This window comes from Streptomyces sirii (genome assembly GCF_045690365.1).
Classification (GTDB): domain Bacteria; phylum Actinomycetota; class Actinomycetes; order Streptomycetales; family Streptomycetaceae; genus Streptomyces; species Streptomyces sirii.
In genome coordinates this window covers 4,523,806-4,540,056 of the sequence record NZ_CP147982.1, presented here as the reverse complement: position 1 = coordinate 4,540,056, position 16,251 = coordinate 4,523,806, and the positions used below count along the sequence as shown (strand labels likewise).

16 protein-coding genes are annotated in these 16,251 nt (G+C 68.4%); 12 read left to right on the top strand and 4 right to left on the bottom strand.

Annotated elements, in window-relative coordinates; translation table 11 throughout:
• Positions 1-139: 139 nt before the first annotated feature.
• The 7 genes from WAB15_RS20310 to WAB15_RS20280 all read left to right on the top strand — a co-directional run bounded on the left by WAB15_RS20310 (position 140) and on the right by WAB15_RS20280 (position 8,535).
• Positions 140-595, top strand: coding sequence for a hypothetical protein (locus tag WAB15_RS20310; RefSeq protein ID WP_407287102.1), 456 nt, complete (start codon positions 140-142; stop codon positions 593-595).
• Positions 592-5,283, top strand: a complete 4,692-nt coding sequence (locus WAB15_RS20305) for a putative T7SS-secreted protein (RefSeq protein ID WP_407287101.1) — start codon at positions 592-594, stop codon at positions 5,281-5,283. Before WAB15_RS20310 ends, WAB15_RS20305 begins: the two co-directional genes overlap by 4 nt.
• Positions 5,284-5,304: 21 nt before the next feature.
• A complete protein-coding gene (locus tag WAB15_RS20300) occupies positions 5,305-5,526 on the top strand; it encodes a hypothetical protein (protein ID WP_399145992.1) in 222 nt (73 codons plus the stop codon).
• Between the two features lie 524 nt (positions 5,527-6,050).
• Positions 6,051-6,392, top strand: coding sequence for a hypothetical protein (locus WAB15_RS20295; protein ID WP_407287100.1), 342 nt, complete (start codon positions 6,051-6,053; stop codon positions 6,390-6,392).
• Between the two features lie 162 nt (positions 6,393-6,554).
• The gene (locus tag WAB15_RS20290; RefSeq protein ID WP_407287099.1) at positions 6,555-7,760 is read left to right on the top strand and encodes a helix-turn-helix domain-containing protein; all 1,206 of its coding nucleotides are present in this window, start codon (positions 6,555-6,557) and stop codon (positions 7,758-7,760) included.
• Between the two features lie 116 nt (positions 7,761-7,876).
• Positions 7,877-8,209: a hypothetical protein gene (locus WAB15_RS20285; protein WP_407287098.1), complete on the top strand. Its 333-nt coding sequence runs from the start codon at positions 7,877-7,879 to the stop codon at positions 8,207-8,209.
• Positions 8,206-8,535, top strand: coding sequence for a hypothetical protein (locus WAB15_RS20280; protein ID WP_407287097.1), 330 nt, complete (start codon positions 8,206-8,208; stop codon positions 8,533-8,535). Before WAB15_RS20285 ends, WAB15_RS20280 begins: the two co-directional genes overlap by 4 nt.
• 54 nt (positions 8,536-8,589) lie before the next feature.
• Here WAB15_RS20280 and WAB15_RS20275 read toward each other — a convergent pair whose 3' ends face one another.
• Complete coding sequence (locus WAB15_RS20275; RefSeq protein WP_407289258.1) at positions 8,590-9,318, bottom strand: response regulator; 729 nt, start codon at positions 9,316-9,318, stop codon at positions 8,590-8,592.
• Positions 9,319-9,474: 156 nt separating this feature from the next.
• On the bottom strand, positions 9,475-10,713 hold the full coding sequence (locus tag WAB15_RS20270) for a sensor histidine kinase (protein ID WP_407287096.1): 1,239 nt from the start codon (positions 10,711-10,713) through the stop codon (positions 9,475-9,477).
• Between the two features lie 485 nt (positions 10,714-11,198).
• On the opposite strand from WAB15_RS20270, the gene WAB15_RS20265 reads away from it, so the two are divergent.
• The 3 genes from WAB15_RS20265 to WAB15_RS20255 all read left to right on the top strand — a co-directional run bounded on the left by WAB15_RS20265 (position 11,199) and on the right by WAB15_RS20255 (position 13,242).
• Entirely contained in the window at positions 11,199-11,840 is a 642-nt protein-coding gene (locus WAB15_RS20265) for a hypothetical protein (protein ID WP_399145998.1), read from the top strand.
• Between the two features lie 243 nt (positions 11,841-12,083).
• A complete protein-coding gene (locus WAB15_RS20260) occupies positions 12,084-12,692 on the top strand; it encodes a transglycosylase family protein (RefSeq protein WP_407287095.1) in 609 nt (202 codons plus the stop codon).
• A gap of 175 nt (positions 12,693-12,867) precedes the next feature.
• Positions 12,868-13,242 carry a hypothetical protein gene (locus WAB15_RS20255; protein ID WP_407287094.1) on the top strand — a complete coding sequence of 125 codons (375 nt, stop codon included), beginning with the start codon at positions 12,868-12,870 and terminating at the stop codon, positions 13,240-13,242.
• A gap of 91 nt (positions 13,243-13,333) precedes the next feature.
• Here the strand turns inward: WAB15_RS20255 and WAB15_RS20250 are convergent, their stop codons facing one another.
• Together WAB15_RS20250 and WAB15_RS20245 are read right to left on the bottom strand one after the other, a co-directional pair.
• Positions 13,334-13,741, bottom strand: coding sequence for a hypothetical protein (locus WAB15_RS20250; RefSeq protein ID WP_399146001.1), 408 nt, complete (start codon positions 13,739-13,741; stop codon positions 13,334-13,336).
• Between the two features lie 149 nt (positions 13,742-13,890).
• On the bottom strand, positions 13,891-14,178 hold the full coding sequence (locus tag WAB15_RS20245; protein ID WP_399146100.1) for a hypothetical protein: 288 nt from the start codon (positions 14,176-14,178) through the stop codon (positions 13,891-13,893).
• A gap of 84 nt (positions 14,179-14,262) precedes the next feature.
• On the opposite strand from WAB15_RS20245, the gene WAB15_RS20240 reads away from it, so the two are divergent.
• Both WAB15_RS20240 and WAB15_RS20235 read left to right on the top strand, forming a co-directional pair.
• Positions 14,263-15,432 (top strand): site-2 protease family protein, encoded by a 1,170-nt coding sequence (locus tag WAB15_RS20240; protein WP_407287093.1) that lies wholly within the window; start codon positions 14,263-14,265, stop codon positions 15,430-15,432.
• Between the two features lie 31 nt (positions 15,433-15,463).
• Positions 15,464-16,204, top strand: a complete 741-nt coding sequence (locus WAB15_RS20235; RefSeq protein ID WP_399146003.1) for a PP2C family protein-serine/threonine phosphatase — start codon at positions 15,464-15,466, stop codon at positions 16,202-16,204.
• Positions 16,205-16,251: the final 47 nt, after the last annotated feature.

The following is a 16,251-nucleotide window of genomic DNA, read 5'->3' as shown; positions in this document are numbered from 1 at the left end:
GAACGGGTACCAGCTGGAGCCCGAGGCTTTCGAGCAGCTCACCAAAGGACTCAAGGCCGCGACGGCCGAACTCAAAGAGCTGGGCTTTGACGTGGAAGCCCAAATTGGGCGCGGTTTCGACAAATTGTCCCTGGATAACATGGAATGCGGCGACGACGGCCTGGCCACCGTCCTGGAGTCCTTCTGCGACCGCTGGGGCTGGGGCGTGCGCACCTTGATGCAGGACGCCAACCAATTCTCCAAAAAGCTGGGCCTGACCGCCGGCATTTACTACGAGCAGGAGCAGTACGTCTCGGACGCGCTGAAGCAGACCGCGAACGCCGCCATCGGCGACCCGTCCAAGACGGCCGAGCAGCTGCACAAGACGTCATGGGGCGACATAGCCGCCGACAACCCCTTCAACGTCGACTTCGACCCGACGTCCGCGGAGTCGTTGGAGTCCCGTGACCGGATGCTGCAGACGGCCGACAAGCTCGGCCAGGACGTCCAGTCGATCCCTGAACGGGTGAAGCACCCCTTCGACGACCCCGCCGACGTCACCACGGAGTTCCACGAGCCAAACGGTTCGCACGGTCAGAGGAGTGAGGCCAAGTGAACTGGCTCGGCGATGGTCTGAACGCGATAGGCGAGGGCGCGAGCAAGTTCACGAACGCCGTGGAGCGGGGTGCGGGCGAGCTGGTCGAGCACGGCTCCGACCTGGCGGGCGATGCCCTGGAGACCGTCGGCCTCGACGACGCCGGACACGCGGTCCGCTCCGCCGGCGCCGACGTGGCCGGCGCCCTGGGCGCCCACGTCGACGAACGCCAGCTCGGCGAGACCGAAGACCCCAAGGAACTCATCCACGGCGACGTCTCGAAGATCAACGAAACGGCGTCCCACCTCAAGGACTTCTCCGCCGCCTTCGACCGCGTCGCCGAGGGCATGCGCAAGATCGGCTCGCACCAGCACTGGAGCGGAAAGGCCGCCGACGCCTTCCGCGAGAAGTTCGATATGCACCCCAAGCAGTGGATGCACGCCGCCGACGCCTGCGACGACGCCTACAAGGCCCTGAAGTCGTACGCGGAAACCGTGTCCTGGGCGCAGGGCAAGGCATCCGACGCCATCGACAAGTACCGCGACGCGACGGAGGCCACCCGGCGCTCCCTCGACGCGTACAAGTCCAAGCTCGACACGTACAACGCGCAGGTCGATTCCTACAACTCGGCCATCGAGAACGGGCAGAACCCCGGCGCCCAGCCGCAGAAGCCCGGTGCCTATGCAGACCCGGGTGGCGAGGGCCGCGAGGCCGCCCAGGACATGCTCAAGAGCGCCCGCCACCAGCGCAACGAAGCCGCCGAGCGGGCCCGTAACGCCATCAAGGGCGCCTTGGCCCATGCGCCGGAGAAGCCCGCGTTCACCGAGCTGGCGGGGGCGGCCCTCAAGGACGGCGGCGAGGCGTTCGTCCTCCAGAACGCGCACATGGTCGGCGGAGCCCTCAAGGCCGGGGCCGAGACCATCAAGCTGGCCCGGACGGTCAACCCACTGGACCCCTACAACATCACCCACCCCTGGAAGTTCGCCAACAACGCCTCCACCCTGCTCATGGGCCTGGCCCAGGCCCCGCTCCACCCCATCGACACCGCCAAGGGCATGCTCGGCTCCGGTTGGGGCAGCGACCCCGGCGACGCGTTCGGGGCCCTGGTCGTCAACGCGATCGGCGGCAAGGGCGCGGGGGGACTGGCCAAGGGGGCGGCGAAGGCAGGTGCAAAGAACGCGGCCAAGACCGCGGCCCGCACCGCCGCCAAGGAGGGCGGCAAGCGCACCGTCCGGGACCGGCTGCGTACCGCCTGGTGCAAGACCTTCGGCAGCGACCCCATCGACATGGCCACCGGCCGCATGCACCTGCCGCAGACCGACATCACCCTCCCCGGCAGTCTCCCGCTCTCCTTCTCCCGCACCTTCGAGTCGTCCTACCGCCAGGGCCGCTGGTTCGGCCCGACCTGGATGTCCACGGTCGACCAGCGCCTGGAGATCGACTCCGAGGGCGTCATCCTCATCGGCGAAGAGGGCAACTTCCACCTCTACCCCCACCCCGCCGTCGGCGTCCCCACCCTCCCCGTCGAGGGCGACGGCGCACCCCTCGAACTCACCCCCGACGGCGACTACCTCCTCACAGATCCACTCACTGGCACCCGCCGCTACTTCACCACCTACACCGAAAACCTCGCCGTCCTCGACGAGATATCCGACCGGCACGGCAACCACCACACCTTCGACTACACCGAAGAGGGCACGCCGACCGCCATCACCCACAGCGCCGGCTACCGCCTCCTCCTCACCACCGACGAGGGCCGCATCACCGCCCTCCACCTCGCCGGCGCGGCCCCCGACGGCACCGACCAGCTCCTGAAGACGTACGGCTACGACGACGCGGGCAACCTCACCACCGTCACCAACTCCTCCGGCCTCCCCCTCCGCTTCACGTACGACGAAGCGGGCCGCATCACGTCCTGGACCGACACCAACAACAGCAGCTACCACTACGTCTACGACGAACAGGACCGCTGCATCTCCCAGGGCGGCATCGAAGGCCACCTCCGCGGCCACTTCACCTGGGGCGACCCCGACCCGGTCACCGGCCTACGCACGAACCTCCACTACAACTCCCTGGGCCAGCTCACCACCTACCAGGTCAACGACCACCACCAGATCGTCGCGACCACCGACCCGACGGGCGCCACCACCCGCACCGTCCGCGACGCGCGGCACCGCATCCTGGCCACCACCGACCCGCTGGGCCGCACCACCCACATCGAGTACGACGATGAGGGCCGCCCGGTGACGGTCACCCTCCCGGACGGGTCGACCTCCACCACCGCCTACAACCCCGGCGGCTACCCCGTCAGTGCCACAGGCCCGGACGGCACCACCTGGACCCACACCTACGACTCCGCCGGAAACCGCACCTCGTCGACGGACCCACTGGGCGCGACCACCACCTACACCCACGACAACCGAGGCAACCTCGCCTCGGTCACCGACGCCCTCGGCAACACCACACGCCTCTACTGCAACGCGGCTGGCCTCCCGGTATCAGTCACTGACCCTCTGGGCGCCACCACCCACTACCGCCGCGACGCCTTCGGCCGCACCACCTCCGTCACCAACCCCCTCGGTGAAACCACCCACATGGTGTGGACAGTGGAAGGCAAGCTCGCCGCCCGAATAGACCCCACCGGCGCAAACGAGGAATGGACCTACGACGGCGAGGGCAACCGCCTCACCCACACCGACGCCATCGGCCAAACCACCCACTACGAGTACGGCCACTTCGACCTGCTCACGGCCCGCACCGACCCCGACGGCGTCCGCCACGAGTTCACCCACGACACCGAACTCCGTCTCACCCGGGTCACCAACCCCCAGGGCCTGACCTGGAACTACGCCTATGACCCCGCCGGTCGCCTAGCCTCTGAGATCGACTTCGACGACCGCACTCTCACCTACACCCACGACCCCGCCGGCCAACTCACCACCCGCACCAACACTCTCGGCGAAGTCACGACCTACACCCGCGACACCCTCGGCCGCATCACGACCAAGGACGCCGCGGGCCTCATCACCACCTACGCACACGACGCCAGCGGCAACCTGGAGCAGGCAGCCAACCCGGACGCGACGGTCACCTACACCCGCGACATCCTCGGCCGCGTCACCGCCGAATCGGTCAACGGCCGCACCATGACGTTCACCTACGACGCCCTGGGCCGCCGCACCTCCCGCACTACCCCCACCGGCCACACCACCACCTACACCTACGACACCGCCGGCAACCGCACGGCGATGGACATCGCCGGCCACGTCCTCACCTTCGACCACGACGCCGCCGGCCAAGAAGTCACCCGCACCATCGGCGACACGCTCCAGCTCGCCCACACCTGGGACCCCACCGGCCGCCTCACCGCCCAATCCCTCACCACCATCGGCACAGGCACGATCCAGACGCCCGACACCGCCGCTGCAGAGGTCCAGAACGTCCTCCACCGCGCCTACACCTACCGCCCGGACGGCAACCTCACCGCGATCGACGACTCCCACACCGGTCGCCGCACCTTCGACCTCGACCGCGCCGGCCGCGTCACCGCTGTCCGTGCCACCGACTGGACCGAGACCTACGCCTACGACGCAGCCGGCAACCAAACCCACGCCACCTGGCCCGACCATCACCCCAGCTCCTCAGCACGAGGCGAGCGCACTTATACCGGCACTCGAATCACCCGCGCCGGCCGAATCCGCTACGAACACGACCCTCTCGGTCGCGTCACTCTCCGTCAAAAAGCCCGTGCTTCCCGTAAGCCCGACACCTGGCGCTACGCCTGGAACGCAGAAGGCCGCCTCACGTCGGTCATCACCCCGGGCGGCATCACCTGGCGCTATCTCTACGATTCATTCGGCCGCCGGATTGCGAAACAGCGCCTGGGTGGGGACGGGCAAACAGTCCTCGAGAAGACAGCCTTCACGTGGGATGGCCCCACCCTGACCGAACAGAGCACCCAGGTCGCTAATGCAGCTGAGGCGATCGTTCTTACCTGGGACTACCAGGCGCTAACCCCGCTTACCCAGACCGAACGCAAAACCACGGGCGCAGGCCGGCTGCATGACTCCCAACAGGTCATAGATCAACGTTTCTTCGCCATCGTCACCGACATGATGGGTACGCCGACCGAACTATTCGCACCCTCCGGAACAAGCACCTGGCAGGCTCGCGCAACTCTCTGGGGTACCACCGCGTGGAGCCGAGACGCAGAGGCCCACACCCCTCTCCGATTCGCTGGACAATACTTCGATCCAGAAACCCAGCTGCACTGCAATTTTCATCGGCATCACGAGCCGGATACGGCACGCTACCTCAGCCCAGATCCTCTCGGCTTGGAAGCAGCAGACAATCCAAACACCTACGTTAAAAATCCACATCGATGGGTCGATCCCCTGGGCCTGTCACCGTGTGAGCATCCAGCAATCCCCGAAACGCGGGCGGGCAAGGGTAGCATTGTCGGGCAACATCCCATGTCTCCCGACGAGGCCTTGACGGCTGGCGAGCAATTCCTGGGAGATGGATATAAGGAAATGGGGCGGAATCGAGGTGTCTTCCGGAGTGCAGATGATTTGAGGCAATTCCGCATGGATCAGGACTCTCTGGCTGGCGGCCATTGGCCGCATGTGCCGCACGTGCATTTTCAGATCTTTGAGAATGCAGGAGACAAGAAGTCATTCGTCAACAACCATGTACCGCTGATCGAATAGGCGGGGCAAAGTGAGGCAAGTGTGATCAAAATCGGAGTGATTGGGTACATCGCATCAGGTGATGATCAAGGGAAATATGTGAAGATCCAGGAGCTTCCAGATGACCCTCCCAGCTACCTGGTACTTACGGCGGCCGACCGTGAATTCATGGCGGAGGGTGGGGATGAATGGGTCGAGGATGAAGATTCCCTCCGTCAATTCTTCGAGGAAGCGCGATGGATTATCGAATGGGATAAAGGCTGATCCTGGAATCCGGGAAAAGATCCTGCGAGTGTTTCGCAATGGGAAGCATTCCGCGATTCGCGGGCGGGCCGCAGCCTGGGCCGCCGGGCGGGTATCAGGCGGGTATCAGCAGCAGGCGCCTGGTATGCAGGTGACGCCAGTCCCTGGGCCGTTTGCCCCGCAAGACCCCTATGGGGTGCCGCAGCAAGCTCCCTATGGATATGGCGGGCCGGGAGTGGTGCCGCCGCTTCCGTCGAAGAGTAATGCGGGGAAGATATGTGGGATTATCGGGGCAGTTGTTGGAGTGCTGGTCGTTGGGAGCGTGGCGTCGGCTGTGATTTTCGGGGGCCGCAGGATGGGGGTGTGAGCGGGCCTTCCGGCGGTCCGAAGTGCAAGCTCACGGTGCCGTAGTCCCTTGTCGGTGGGAAGTACACCCTCGACAAGGACATATCTCAGCAGGCAGATTCGCAGGTTCCGCATGACGGGGTGAATGCGCATGGTGTGCGCTCGGCTGGCGGTCAGTACATCGGGGCACCAAGTCATTGGTGCTGCTGGGTTTTTACGGCACCATCGATGACCCCGAAGAGGGTGTTGACCACATGATTCAAGGGATGATGAATTCCCCGGACGTCGACGTCGCCGTTCCTGAGAAGAAGTTCAGGCCTAGTGGAGGTGGGGATGCGCTGACCTGCGGGGTGGGCGTGAAGAGCGTGGCGGGGCAGAAAGTTACCCTGCCGTACTGTGCCTGGGCGAATTCCGGTACGTCTGCCAGCGTGGCTGAGACTGATTCCGTAGATTTGGCGAAGGATCCGAAGCCTGTCGATCTGCAAGCGTTTGCGGACAAGGTGAGCAAGATTCGCTCCGAGGCGCAGGCGTCAATGGGCTGAGGCAAAGCGGTCGGTCCGCGGGTGACACCGGACGTGTCAGGCGCCGTGGGCCAGGGCCGTCGTCGGTGAACACCGGTGGTAAGGGCGCGCGTTGACAACGCCTCGTTCCCCCTGCCCGACCCGCGGTACCTTCGGAGTGTCGAGATCCGGAGGGGTGCCAGGATGCCCTACGCCAGTGACAGCGCCAGCGAACGCATCGGACAGCGCATCGCGGAAGCACGTAAGGCGCGCGGCTTGACTCAGCTCCAGCTTGCGCAGCGCATCCCGTGTTCGAAGTCGCTGATTGCTCAGGTGGAGCGTGGACACAAGCCCGCCTCGCCGTCGCTCACCGCCGGTGCCGCTCGGGCGCTCGGTGTCCGGCTGGAGCAACTCACCGGGCAGCCGTACGAGGATCCGCAGCGGGGGCGGGTGCACGCGACGGTCCCGGACATCCAGACGGCCATGCTGTCGTGGGATCTGCCCGACGAGGATCTCCCCGTCCGTTCCTTCGACGAGCTGGCCGGCGATGTCGCACGCGCCTCCGCACTCGGCCGCAAGGCCCGCTACGCGAACCTCGGCCGGCTGCTCCCTCCACTCCTCGACGAGCTGTCGACCGCCTGTCATTCCGCCGAGGGCACCGAGCGGGAGAGGTTATTCGGGCTGCTCGCGGAGGCGTACAGCGGTGTGACCGCCATCGCGTACGCCGTAGGACTGTTTGATCTGCGCTCGCAGGCGATGGACCGGGTGCAGTGGGCGGCGCGGGAGTCGCAAGACCCACTGCGCATCGGCCGTACGCAGTGGCAGCGGGCGACCTTGTTCCTCCAAGCCTCCGCTTACGACCGCGGCATGCGGCTTCTCGACCGGTTACGGCACGACCTGGGAGAGGACATCGGCCGTATGGACGGACCGACGCTCAGCGTGCATGGCTCCGTACACCTGCGCTCCGCGATGTTCGCCGCGCGGGCCGGGAACGCGCCTACTGCGCGTGCACACCTCGACGCCGCAGCGGACGCCGCTCGGTGTCTCGGACGGGACGCGAACCACTACGGCCTGGAGTTCGGACCGACCAACGTCGCGATGCACCGGCTCGGGGTGGCCGTGGAGATGTACGACGGGCCTGAAGTCGTCCGGCGGACCCAGCGCACCCGACTCCCGGCGAACGTGGCACCCGTACGGGCGGGCCGGTGGTACATGGACGCCGCGAAGGGCTGGCTCGACTACGGGAATCGGGAGAAGGCGTTTGCCGCGCTCCAAGCTGCGCGCAGTGTGGCGCCTGAGCAGACCCGGAATCATCCCCAGGTGCGCGAGACCGTGAAGACGTTGATCCATCTGGAGCGATACGGCAAGCAATCCCTCTCAGGCTTCGCCTCGTGGCTCGGCATCACGTGATGTTTCACAAGGCGTGAAACTCGCTCCGCAGACGCGGCAGCAGCATGAGGCCGTCAGACCCCGGCGAGGTGGTGAGACCCCCCGGGGCGTGGTCAACGCTGCTAAGGAGCGTCAACATGGCAGAGCGTATCGTCCGAATCTTCGAGCCGCTGTTGCGGTTGTTATTTCCTGCGCCGGACCGTCATCGTGCGGCCGAGGAGTGCGTGTCCGTCCGACATGGGGAGGCATCGACGAACACGCTGCGTCGTGTACCCGTACGCGGGCCCGAGCTGCTGCGCGGCGAGGACACGGCTCTGCTTCGGCCGTACGTCCTCACGCCGGAGGAGCGGCGGGAACGACGGTTGGAGCGTGCGTCGCAGTGTGGGCGGCGGCGGGCCCTGTGGCTTGCGGTGAGCGGGATGGATGCCGGGTCGCGCTGGATTCACGGTGTGGAGGTGGCGGGCCGATGAGTCCCACGGACACCGCGCGGCTCCTTCCGTGGCTGAGCCCAGACGGGAACCCGTGTTTCCTTGTAGGTGACGGGGCGGGGTTCGTGTCGCGTCTTGCTGATGAGGTGGAGGCGGCGCAGCTTCACTTGGCCGCCGAACTCAGCGAGGAAGCACGATGCGTCCTGGACGCCCGGATGTGGACGCCCGGCGAAATCCACCTCTTGGCCGTCGAGTTGACCGCATCCCTGGTCGACGTGCGCCGGGTGGCCGAGAGCAGGGGTGCGCGGCTGCCCGTTCCGGACGATGACGGCCTCGATGCCGCCGTGGGGACACGACGACCGGGGTAGACGCCGGAGGGGCGGGCCCAGGGCAAGCAAGGGCCCGCCCCAGCCCCCGCCCCCTCACCCCCGCAACACAACCCCATGCTGCTGAGCCAAGATCGCTGCCTGTACTCGACTCCGCAGGTTCAGCTTGGACAGGATCCGGCTCGTATGTGTCTTCACCGTGCCCTCGGCCAGGTTGAGGGTCTCGGCGATGGCGCTGTTGGCCAGGCCCTGGGAGATGCAGGCCAGGACCTCCAGTTCGCGTTTGGTGAGGGTTTCGAGGGCCCGGGAGGAGCCGTCGGGCAGGGTGGGGATGGGGACCGCCGACGGGGGGCGGCCGGCGAATTCGGTGATCAGGCGGCGGGCGATGGCGGGGGTGAGGAAGCCGTCGCCGTGGGCGACCTCGCGTACGGCGCTCACCAGGACGGCGGGCTCCGCGTTTTTGAGGATGAAGCCGCCGGCTCCGGCACGTAAGGCGCCGAAGATGTACTCGTTGAGGTCGAAGGTGGTCAGGACCAGGACCTCGGCGAGACCGCGCTCGACGATGCGGCGGGTGGCGGCGACGCCGTTGAGCTGGGGCATCTGGACGTCCATGAGGACGACGTCGGGGCGTAGTTCGGCGGCCAGGCGGACCGCCGTCTCGCCGTCGCCGGCCTCGCCGACGACCGTGATGTCCGGGTCGGTCTGCAGGACCAGGACCAGTCCGGAGCGTACGGCGGCCTGGTCGTCGGCCACCAGGACGCGGATGCGTGGGGTGGGGCTTGACGATGTCGGCGCAGGGCCTGCTGTCGGTGTGGGTCCTGCCATCCGTTCGGGCGCGGCATCGTCGTTCACTAACTCGTCCACCGGCTCCTCCACTTGCTGATCCACCTCTCGTCCTCACCGCCCCCGTCCTGGTACCCGGAGCGGCACCGCCCCGGGAGTCTGTGTGTTGCCCTAGGGGACTGCCCTAGGTGCAGTGCCCTAGGTGTTCTGTGTCAGTGGCAGTACCGCCCGTACCCTCCAGCGGCCGGGGGCGGTGCGGTCCGGGCCCGCGTCGAAGAGGCCGCCGACCAGGGCGGCCCGTTCGGACATGCCGGTGAGGCCGGCTCCGGCGCCGGTGGCCAGCCGCTCCACGGGGTGCTGCCGGGTCCGGGGGTCGGGGCGGGCCAGCGGGCTGTCGACGGTGATCGTGAGCTGTTCGGCGCCGGCCTGGCAGCGGATCCGCACCCGCCCCGCCGAGGCGTGCTTGAGGACGTTGGTCAGCGCCTCCTGCACGATGCGGTACGCCGTCACCTCGATGACCGAGGAGACCTCGGGGAAGTTCTCGGGGAAGTCGGTGTGCAGGGTGAGGGCCGCGGCGTCGGCGGCCGGGCGGGCCTGTTCCACCAGGGCGCCCAGGGCGTTGAGTTGCGGGCGGTCCCAGTCGTCGTCCACGCCGCGGTCGGAGCGCAGCAGCACCACCATGCGGCGCATTTCGGCCAGTCCCTGCACGCTGTTCTCCCGGATCACGGCCAGGGCCTGCAGTATCGGGTCGTCGTCGGCCTTGACCCTCACGGTGGACTCCCCTCCCGCGTCGCTGTCGGCCTCGGCCACCGCCGCGCTCTGCGCCGCCCGCTTCGCCTCCGTCAGGGACAGCACCGCGCTGGAGTGGATGGCGATCGCGCTGAGGTGGTTGGCCACCAGGTCGTGCAGTTCACGGGCCATGCGGGTGCGCTCGGTCTGCAGGACTGTCTTGCGGTCCAGCTCCGCCAGGCGGTTGATCTGTGCGGCGCGCTCGCGCTCGGAGTCCGCGCGCTCCTTGTGGTTCCTTATCAACAGCCCGGTCCATACGGGGGAGATGAGCAGCATCGCGACGATGACGCCGGTCGTCACCCCCTCCGAGCGGTCGCTGATGGCGACCAGGGTGACGGTGGTGGCGATGGTGACGGCCACGGTTCCGAATTGCAGGACGCGGCACAGCCATTGGGCGCCGTAGAGGGCGGCCGCGTAGAGGAGGTCCGTATAGATCAGCACGGGGCCCAGGCCGCCGCTGGAGGTCATCTCCACGGTGACGGTGACGGTGCCGACGGCGACCGCCATGGGCGGCAGCGCACTGCGGAACGCCGTCGCCGTACACAGCACGAGCACCGGGAGGACCGCCTGCCAGGCGGGAATGTCGCTGCCCATGACCCGGGGGCCGCCCAGGACATACAGAATGAGACAGCCGGCGAAGAAACCCACCGCCATTCTGAGGTCACGGAGCGGTATGGGCCGGCGGCGTGCGTGCGTACTGGGGAAAGGGCGTAACCACACACGAGGACAGTACTTCGGTGCTCCGCCCGTTCTCTTGGCCCTGGCGCCCGAATTTGGGACGGTCTCCCGTACATCGAAGTATGTAGCCGTACATCAGCAGGAGGGAGGACCCGAAGGCTCCGGAGGATCTGCAAACCTTGGGCTGTCTGTATCGATCGATGTAGGCGAAAAAGGGGGAGACAGCATCTGTATGACGGGCCGCCACTCACCCAGTGCGGCCTTGGCACCGTTCAACTGTGGAGGACGGAAAGTACGTGGAAACGAACGCCGCTCTTCTCGAACTCTGTCCGGAGCGTCTTGACCAGGACGTTTCTGACCACCGGCACCACCAGCACCACCGGGCCCCGGCCCGCCCCGCATCGCTCGCACCCGCGCAACCGCCCGCTCGGCCGTACCCGCATCCGCACCCGGGCGTGGCAGCCACCCCCGTACCCGTATTCGTCGTCCCCATGGGTTCCCCGTCCGCCGCGTCCTCCCCGCGCGGCGGAGCCAAGGGCACGCTGTCGCCGGACAACTGCCTGGGCCTGAACGGCCATTCCAGAGCCACCCTCGACACCGCGTCCCGCCGCTGGCTGCTGGCCAGGCTCCCCGACCGGGTGAGCACCGCGATGGCCGCCGCCGGCCACTGGGAGCTGTACGGCACCCGTGGTCTGCTGGTCGTGGCGTGCGGTGAGGACGCCCGCCGGATGGGCTTCTCCGTGGAGTCCGTCCGCCGTGACGACTGCCCGCCCGACACCCCGTACGAGGTGCTGACGGCCCGGGAGTCGCAGCTGGCGGCGAGCCGCCCCGCCGACGAGCGGGAACGTCTGATCACGCGCTTCTGGGTGCGCAAGGACGCCGCCATGCAGGCCGTCGGGCGCGGTCTGTCCGTGTCTCCCGAGCGCATCGAGGCGGGTTTCGGCGCCGACCACGGCACGGTCACGGTGCCGGATCCCTACGGCCTCGAAGTCCGGGTTTCGGTAAGGAACTTCGCCTTCTCGGCGGCCTACGAGTTCGCCGTGGCGACCCCCGAACCGCTTCCGCTCACCCCGTCCTTCGCCTATTCGGTCACGTAATTGCCCGTTTCCAGCCGTGTCCGCGACCGCACCGCCGTCAATTCCCCGGTGATGGCCTGAATTCGGTCCTTGACGCGCTATCGGGGCGACGGCTCAGGCAATGGTCCACCCGGGTGAATCGCCCGCATGTCGCGCTCTCCCGGCATGCAGAAAACCATATTTCCGGGTTAGTTGGTGTGTGCCCACCGTTCGTGGCGTGCACTGCGCCGCGGCGCTGCCGGAGCACTGCGGAGGATGCCCGTGATGCCGTCGCCCCTCGCCAAGCGGTCCGCCGAATCGGTCCTGTCCGTGCTGCTGGCCGTGCTGGGCATCTTAGGCCCGGCCGGCCCGAGCGCGGCGCAGGAGGTGTCGTCCGGGCCGGTGCCCGACTGGGAGCGCATCGCCGCCTGCGAGAGCAGCGGCCGCTGGCACATCAACACCGGCAACGGCTACCACGGTGGCCTGCAGATCGCCCTCAGCACCTGGCGCGCCTACGGCGGCCGCCGCTACGCCCCGCGGGCCGACCTCGCCACCCGCGCCGAGCAGATCGCCATCGGCCGGCGCATCGTCCGCGACCAGGGCCTGTCCGCCTGGCCCAGCTGCGGCCAGGCCACCACCCGCACCACCCAGCGGACCCCCGCGAACGCCGGCGGGGACAGCGGGGACAGCGGGGACGGCAGGGACGGTGGAAGCCCGCGTGAGTGCCGTCGTGAGAGCGCCGAGCGCACCGAGGCCGCCGCACGTACCGAGAGCGCCAAGCGCATCGACAGCAGCGACACCCCCGACGGTCCCAGGACCCGCCAGGAGCAGAACGAGCACCGGCTGCCCGAGGGGCCGGACCACCTCTACCCGGGGCACCAGCTGCGGGGCTGAACGGGGCGGCCGGGCACGGCCGTGGCCAACCGGAGGGCCGTCACGGTGAATCCGGTGGTCGGAGAGGGTGAATACGGGCAACGGGCCGTTGCTCAGGCTTGGTGGAGACCGGCCCGCCCGGTAGCAAGTCCGCGGGTGACCAAACCGCGAGGTGCAGGAGCACACAGTGAAGAACATGGCACGCGTCAAATATGTGATCGCAGGAGCTTGCGGCCTGCTCCTGGCCGTCGGTGGGGCGTCGCCGGCACAGGCGTGGGACGGATTCGACGGGTACGGCGACGGCGTGTGGAACAGCGACACCATCGCCAGCTTCCACGCCATCCTCCGCTGCGGTCCCCGGGCCAAGATCTGTGTCAACGGGCCCGTGAACAGCGGTAACGTCAAGTACGCGCAGAACGTCGACATGACGGGCAACCCGAACAACAGCGGCAGCCCGACCAACGTCAACGGCAACACCAACGACGACGCCGGCGGTACCACCGGCGCCGAGAGCAAGACCAGCAACAACGTCCAGCACATCGGACGGGCCACGGGCTCCACGCACTTCTGACGTCCACGCGCAGCGAAGCGGCCCCGTTTTCCGGTACGTACCGGGAACGGGGCCGCTTCGCTGCGCCCGCTGTGACCGTGCTCGCTCGGTCTCAGTGGTGCAGGCCGAGGATCTTCTGGATGTGGTTGCCGCTGCCCTCCGAGGCGCCTGTGGTCGAATTGGAGCTGTTGGTGGAGCCGTTGGAGCTGTGGAGGTTGCCGCTGTTGTTCGGGTTGCCGCGGTTGAGGAAGTTCCCGCTGTTCTTGCTGTTGCCGCTGCGTACCGGGCCGTTGATGCAGGGGTGCGGCGCCTTGCGTACCGGTGACTTGTAATTGAAGTCGGCGAGGCGGTTGTTGCAGACCACCCCGGAGATCATGCCGGTGACGGTGCCGACATCCGCGCCCGCGACGGCCGACAACAGGGATTCGCCCGGGACGGTCACGGCCTGCGCGGCCCCGGCGCCGAACAGCACCAGTCCGCATGCCCCGATGACACTTCCCGCCTGTGCAATTCTTCTCACGGTGCTCCTCGCCTGTTCATCGTTTCGATGCCAGACGTATCGTGCTGCCGTTGTCCATCGGCATCGTCGTTCAACCCGCAGGGAATAAAACGCTCGAAGCCGAGAATCAGCCGGGTGGCCCAACCCCTCCTCAGAGCACCGCCCCCTCCTCAGAGCACCAGCCGCTCCGGCATCGGCTGCTCCACGCCGTCCAGCTCCAGCGTGCAGCGGGGCATGGACGGGACGAGGTGCGGCTGGCGGAGCAGCACGCGGAAGGGGTGGGCGGGCTGCTCGGGCAGCTCGCCGGCCAGGACGTTCATCCCCGGGCCGTGCTCCTTCTGGTAGGCGATCACCTTGCCGTCGACCAGCAGCTCGATCTCCCCGTCGCGGCCGGGGCCGACGTTCACGGTGATCGAGTGGCCGTCCTGATCCACGTGGAAGTGGTGGCTGTGCCCCATGGCGCACCTCCGGAGGTCCAGCGCTCCCGTCATTACGTCCAGCGTAGATTCCGCGAGCGACAATTGGGGTGGGTGAGGACAAAGATGAACGGATCGGTCCAGGTAGGACAGGTTGTCGGCGTACCACTGCGGATGCACTGGAGCGTTCCGCTGCTGGTGGGCCTGTTCGCGGTCGGACTCGGGCGGCAGGCCCTGCCCGCCTGGACCCCGGGCCGCTCCGGTGCGGTCTACGCCCTCGCCGGCGTCGTGGGAGCCGCGCTGCTCACCGGCAGCCTGCTGCTGCACGAGGCGGCGCACGCGGCGACCGCCCGCCGGAAGCAGATCTCGGTCGAGGACGTCACGCTGTGGGCGCTGGGCGGTATGACGCGGATGGGCCGGCCCAAGACCGCCGCGGCGGCCTTCCTAGTGGCCGTCAGCGGCCCGCTGACCAGCCTGGGCATCGGGGGCGCCGTGCTCGGTGCGGGCTTCGGCCTGCAGCTGCTGTCCGGCTGGGCGGAGATCCCCGCGGTGGTCGCGATGTGGCTGGGCTGGGCGAATCTGTTCCTGGGCGCGTTCAATCTGCTGCCCGCCGTGCCGCTCGACGGCGGACGGGTGGTGCAGGCGGTCATGTGGTGGCGCACCGGCGACCGGGAGCGGGCCGATCTGGCGGCCTCCCGCAGCGGCCAGGTCATGGGCGTGCTGATGGTGGCCGTCGGCTGGATCTCCGTGCTGCGCGGGGCGCCGGGCGGACTGTGGATCGTCTTCGTCGGCCTCTTCATCATGATCGTCGCCGGTGCGGAGCGGCGCCGGGCCGCGCTGCACACCGCGCTGCGCGGCGTAAGGGTCGCCGACGCCATGTCCAGCCCGGTGGTGACGGGTGCCGACTGGCTGACCGTCCAGCGCTTCATCGAGGACGTGGCGGTGCCCTCCCACCACTCCGCGCTCCCGCTGCTCGACTTCGAGGGTCGCCCCAGCGGCGTGGTGCAGCTGCGCCGGCTCGCGGTGGTGCCGCCGGCCGAGCGGGAGAACCTGCGGGTGCGCGAGGTGGCGACCCCGCTGTCCCAGTGCGCGATCGCCGCCCCGGACGACCTGCTGAGCGAGGCCCTCGAACGCCTCACCCTCCGAACCGGCACCCGTCTGCTGGTCGTGGACGGGGGCCGGCTGGCCGGGATCGTCACCGGAAAGGACGTCGCCCGGCTCATGCGGCGGCAGACCCTGGGCGGCGGTGAGGCGCCTGGTCCGACGCCCGGTCCGACGACCGAGCCGGGCGACTGAACCCGACGACGCAGAGAGGCGGCATCCTGCCATGCGGTACATCACCGTGACGGCCCTCAGCCACCCCGGCCTGCTCCGCGACCACAACGAGGACAGCCTGGTCGCCGGCCCCTGGACGTTGTGCGGCACCGCGACCGAGAACCCGCAGACCCTGGTCTTCCCGCTCGGCACCCCGCTCGTCGTCGCGGTCGCCGACGGCATCGGGGGCCAGCCGGCCGGCGAGGTGGCCAGCGCCCTGACCGTACGGCAGCTGGCCGCGCTCGGCCCGTCCCTCAGCAGCGAGCAGGCCGTCCGCGAGGCCCTGAACCTGTGCAACCGCGCGGTGTACACGGCGGCCGGCCGCGACCCGGACCTGATGACCATGGGGACGACGGTCGCCGGCGCGGTCGTCCTCGCGGAGTCGCTGCTGATCTTCAACGTCGGTGACAGCCGGGTGCTCGACGTGACCGGGGACGGTCTGCGCCAGGTCAGCGTGGACGACAGCCCGCCCCTGCCGCCCGGCCGCCGCACCACCTCCCTCGTCACCCAGGCACTCGGCGGCGCCACGCGGTTCAGCGCCATCACCCCGCACGTCGCCACCGCCCCGCTCACCGCCGGCGACCGCTATCTGATCTGCACCGACGGTCTGACCGACCCGGTGCCCGAGGACGAGCTCGACGACCTGCTGCGGACCCATGAGAACGGCCGGGCCGCCTTCGAACTGTGGAAGTCCGCCATCGAGGCGGGCGGCCCGGACAACATCACGCTGGCCCTGCTCGGCATCGGCGAGTGACCCCGCACCGTCCCTGGCCAGGGGAACCCCGCCGCGCTCCAGCCCGT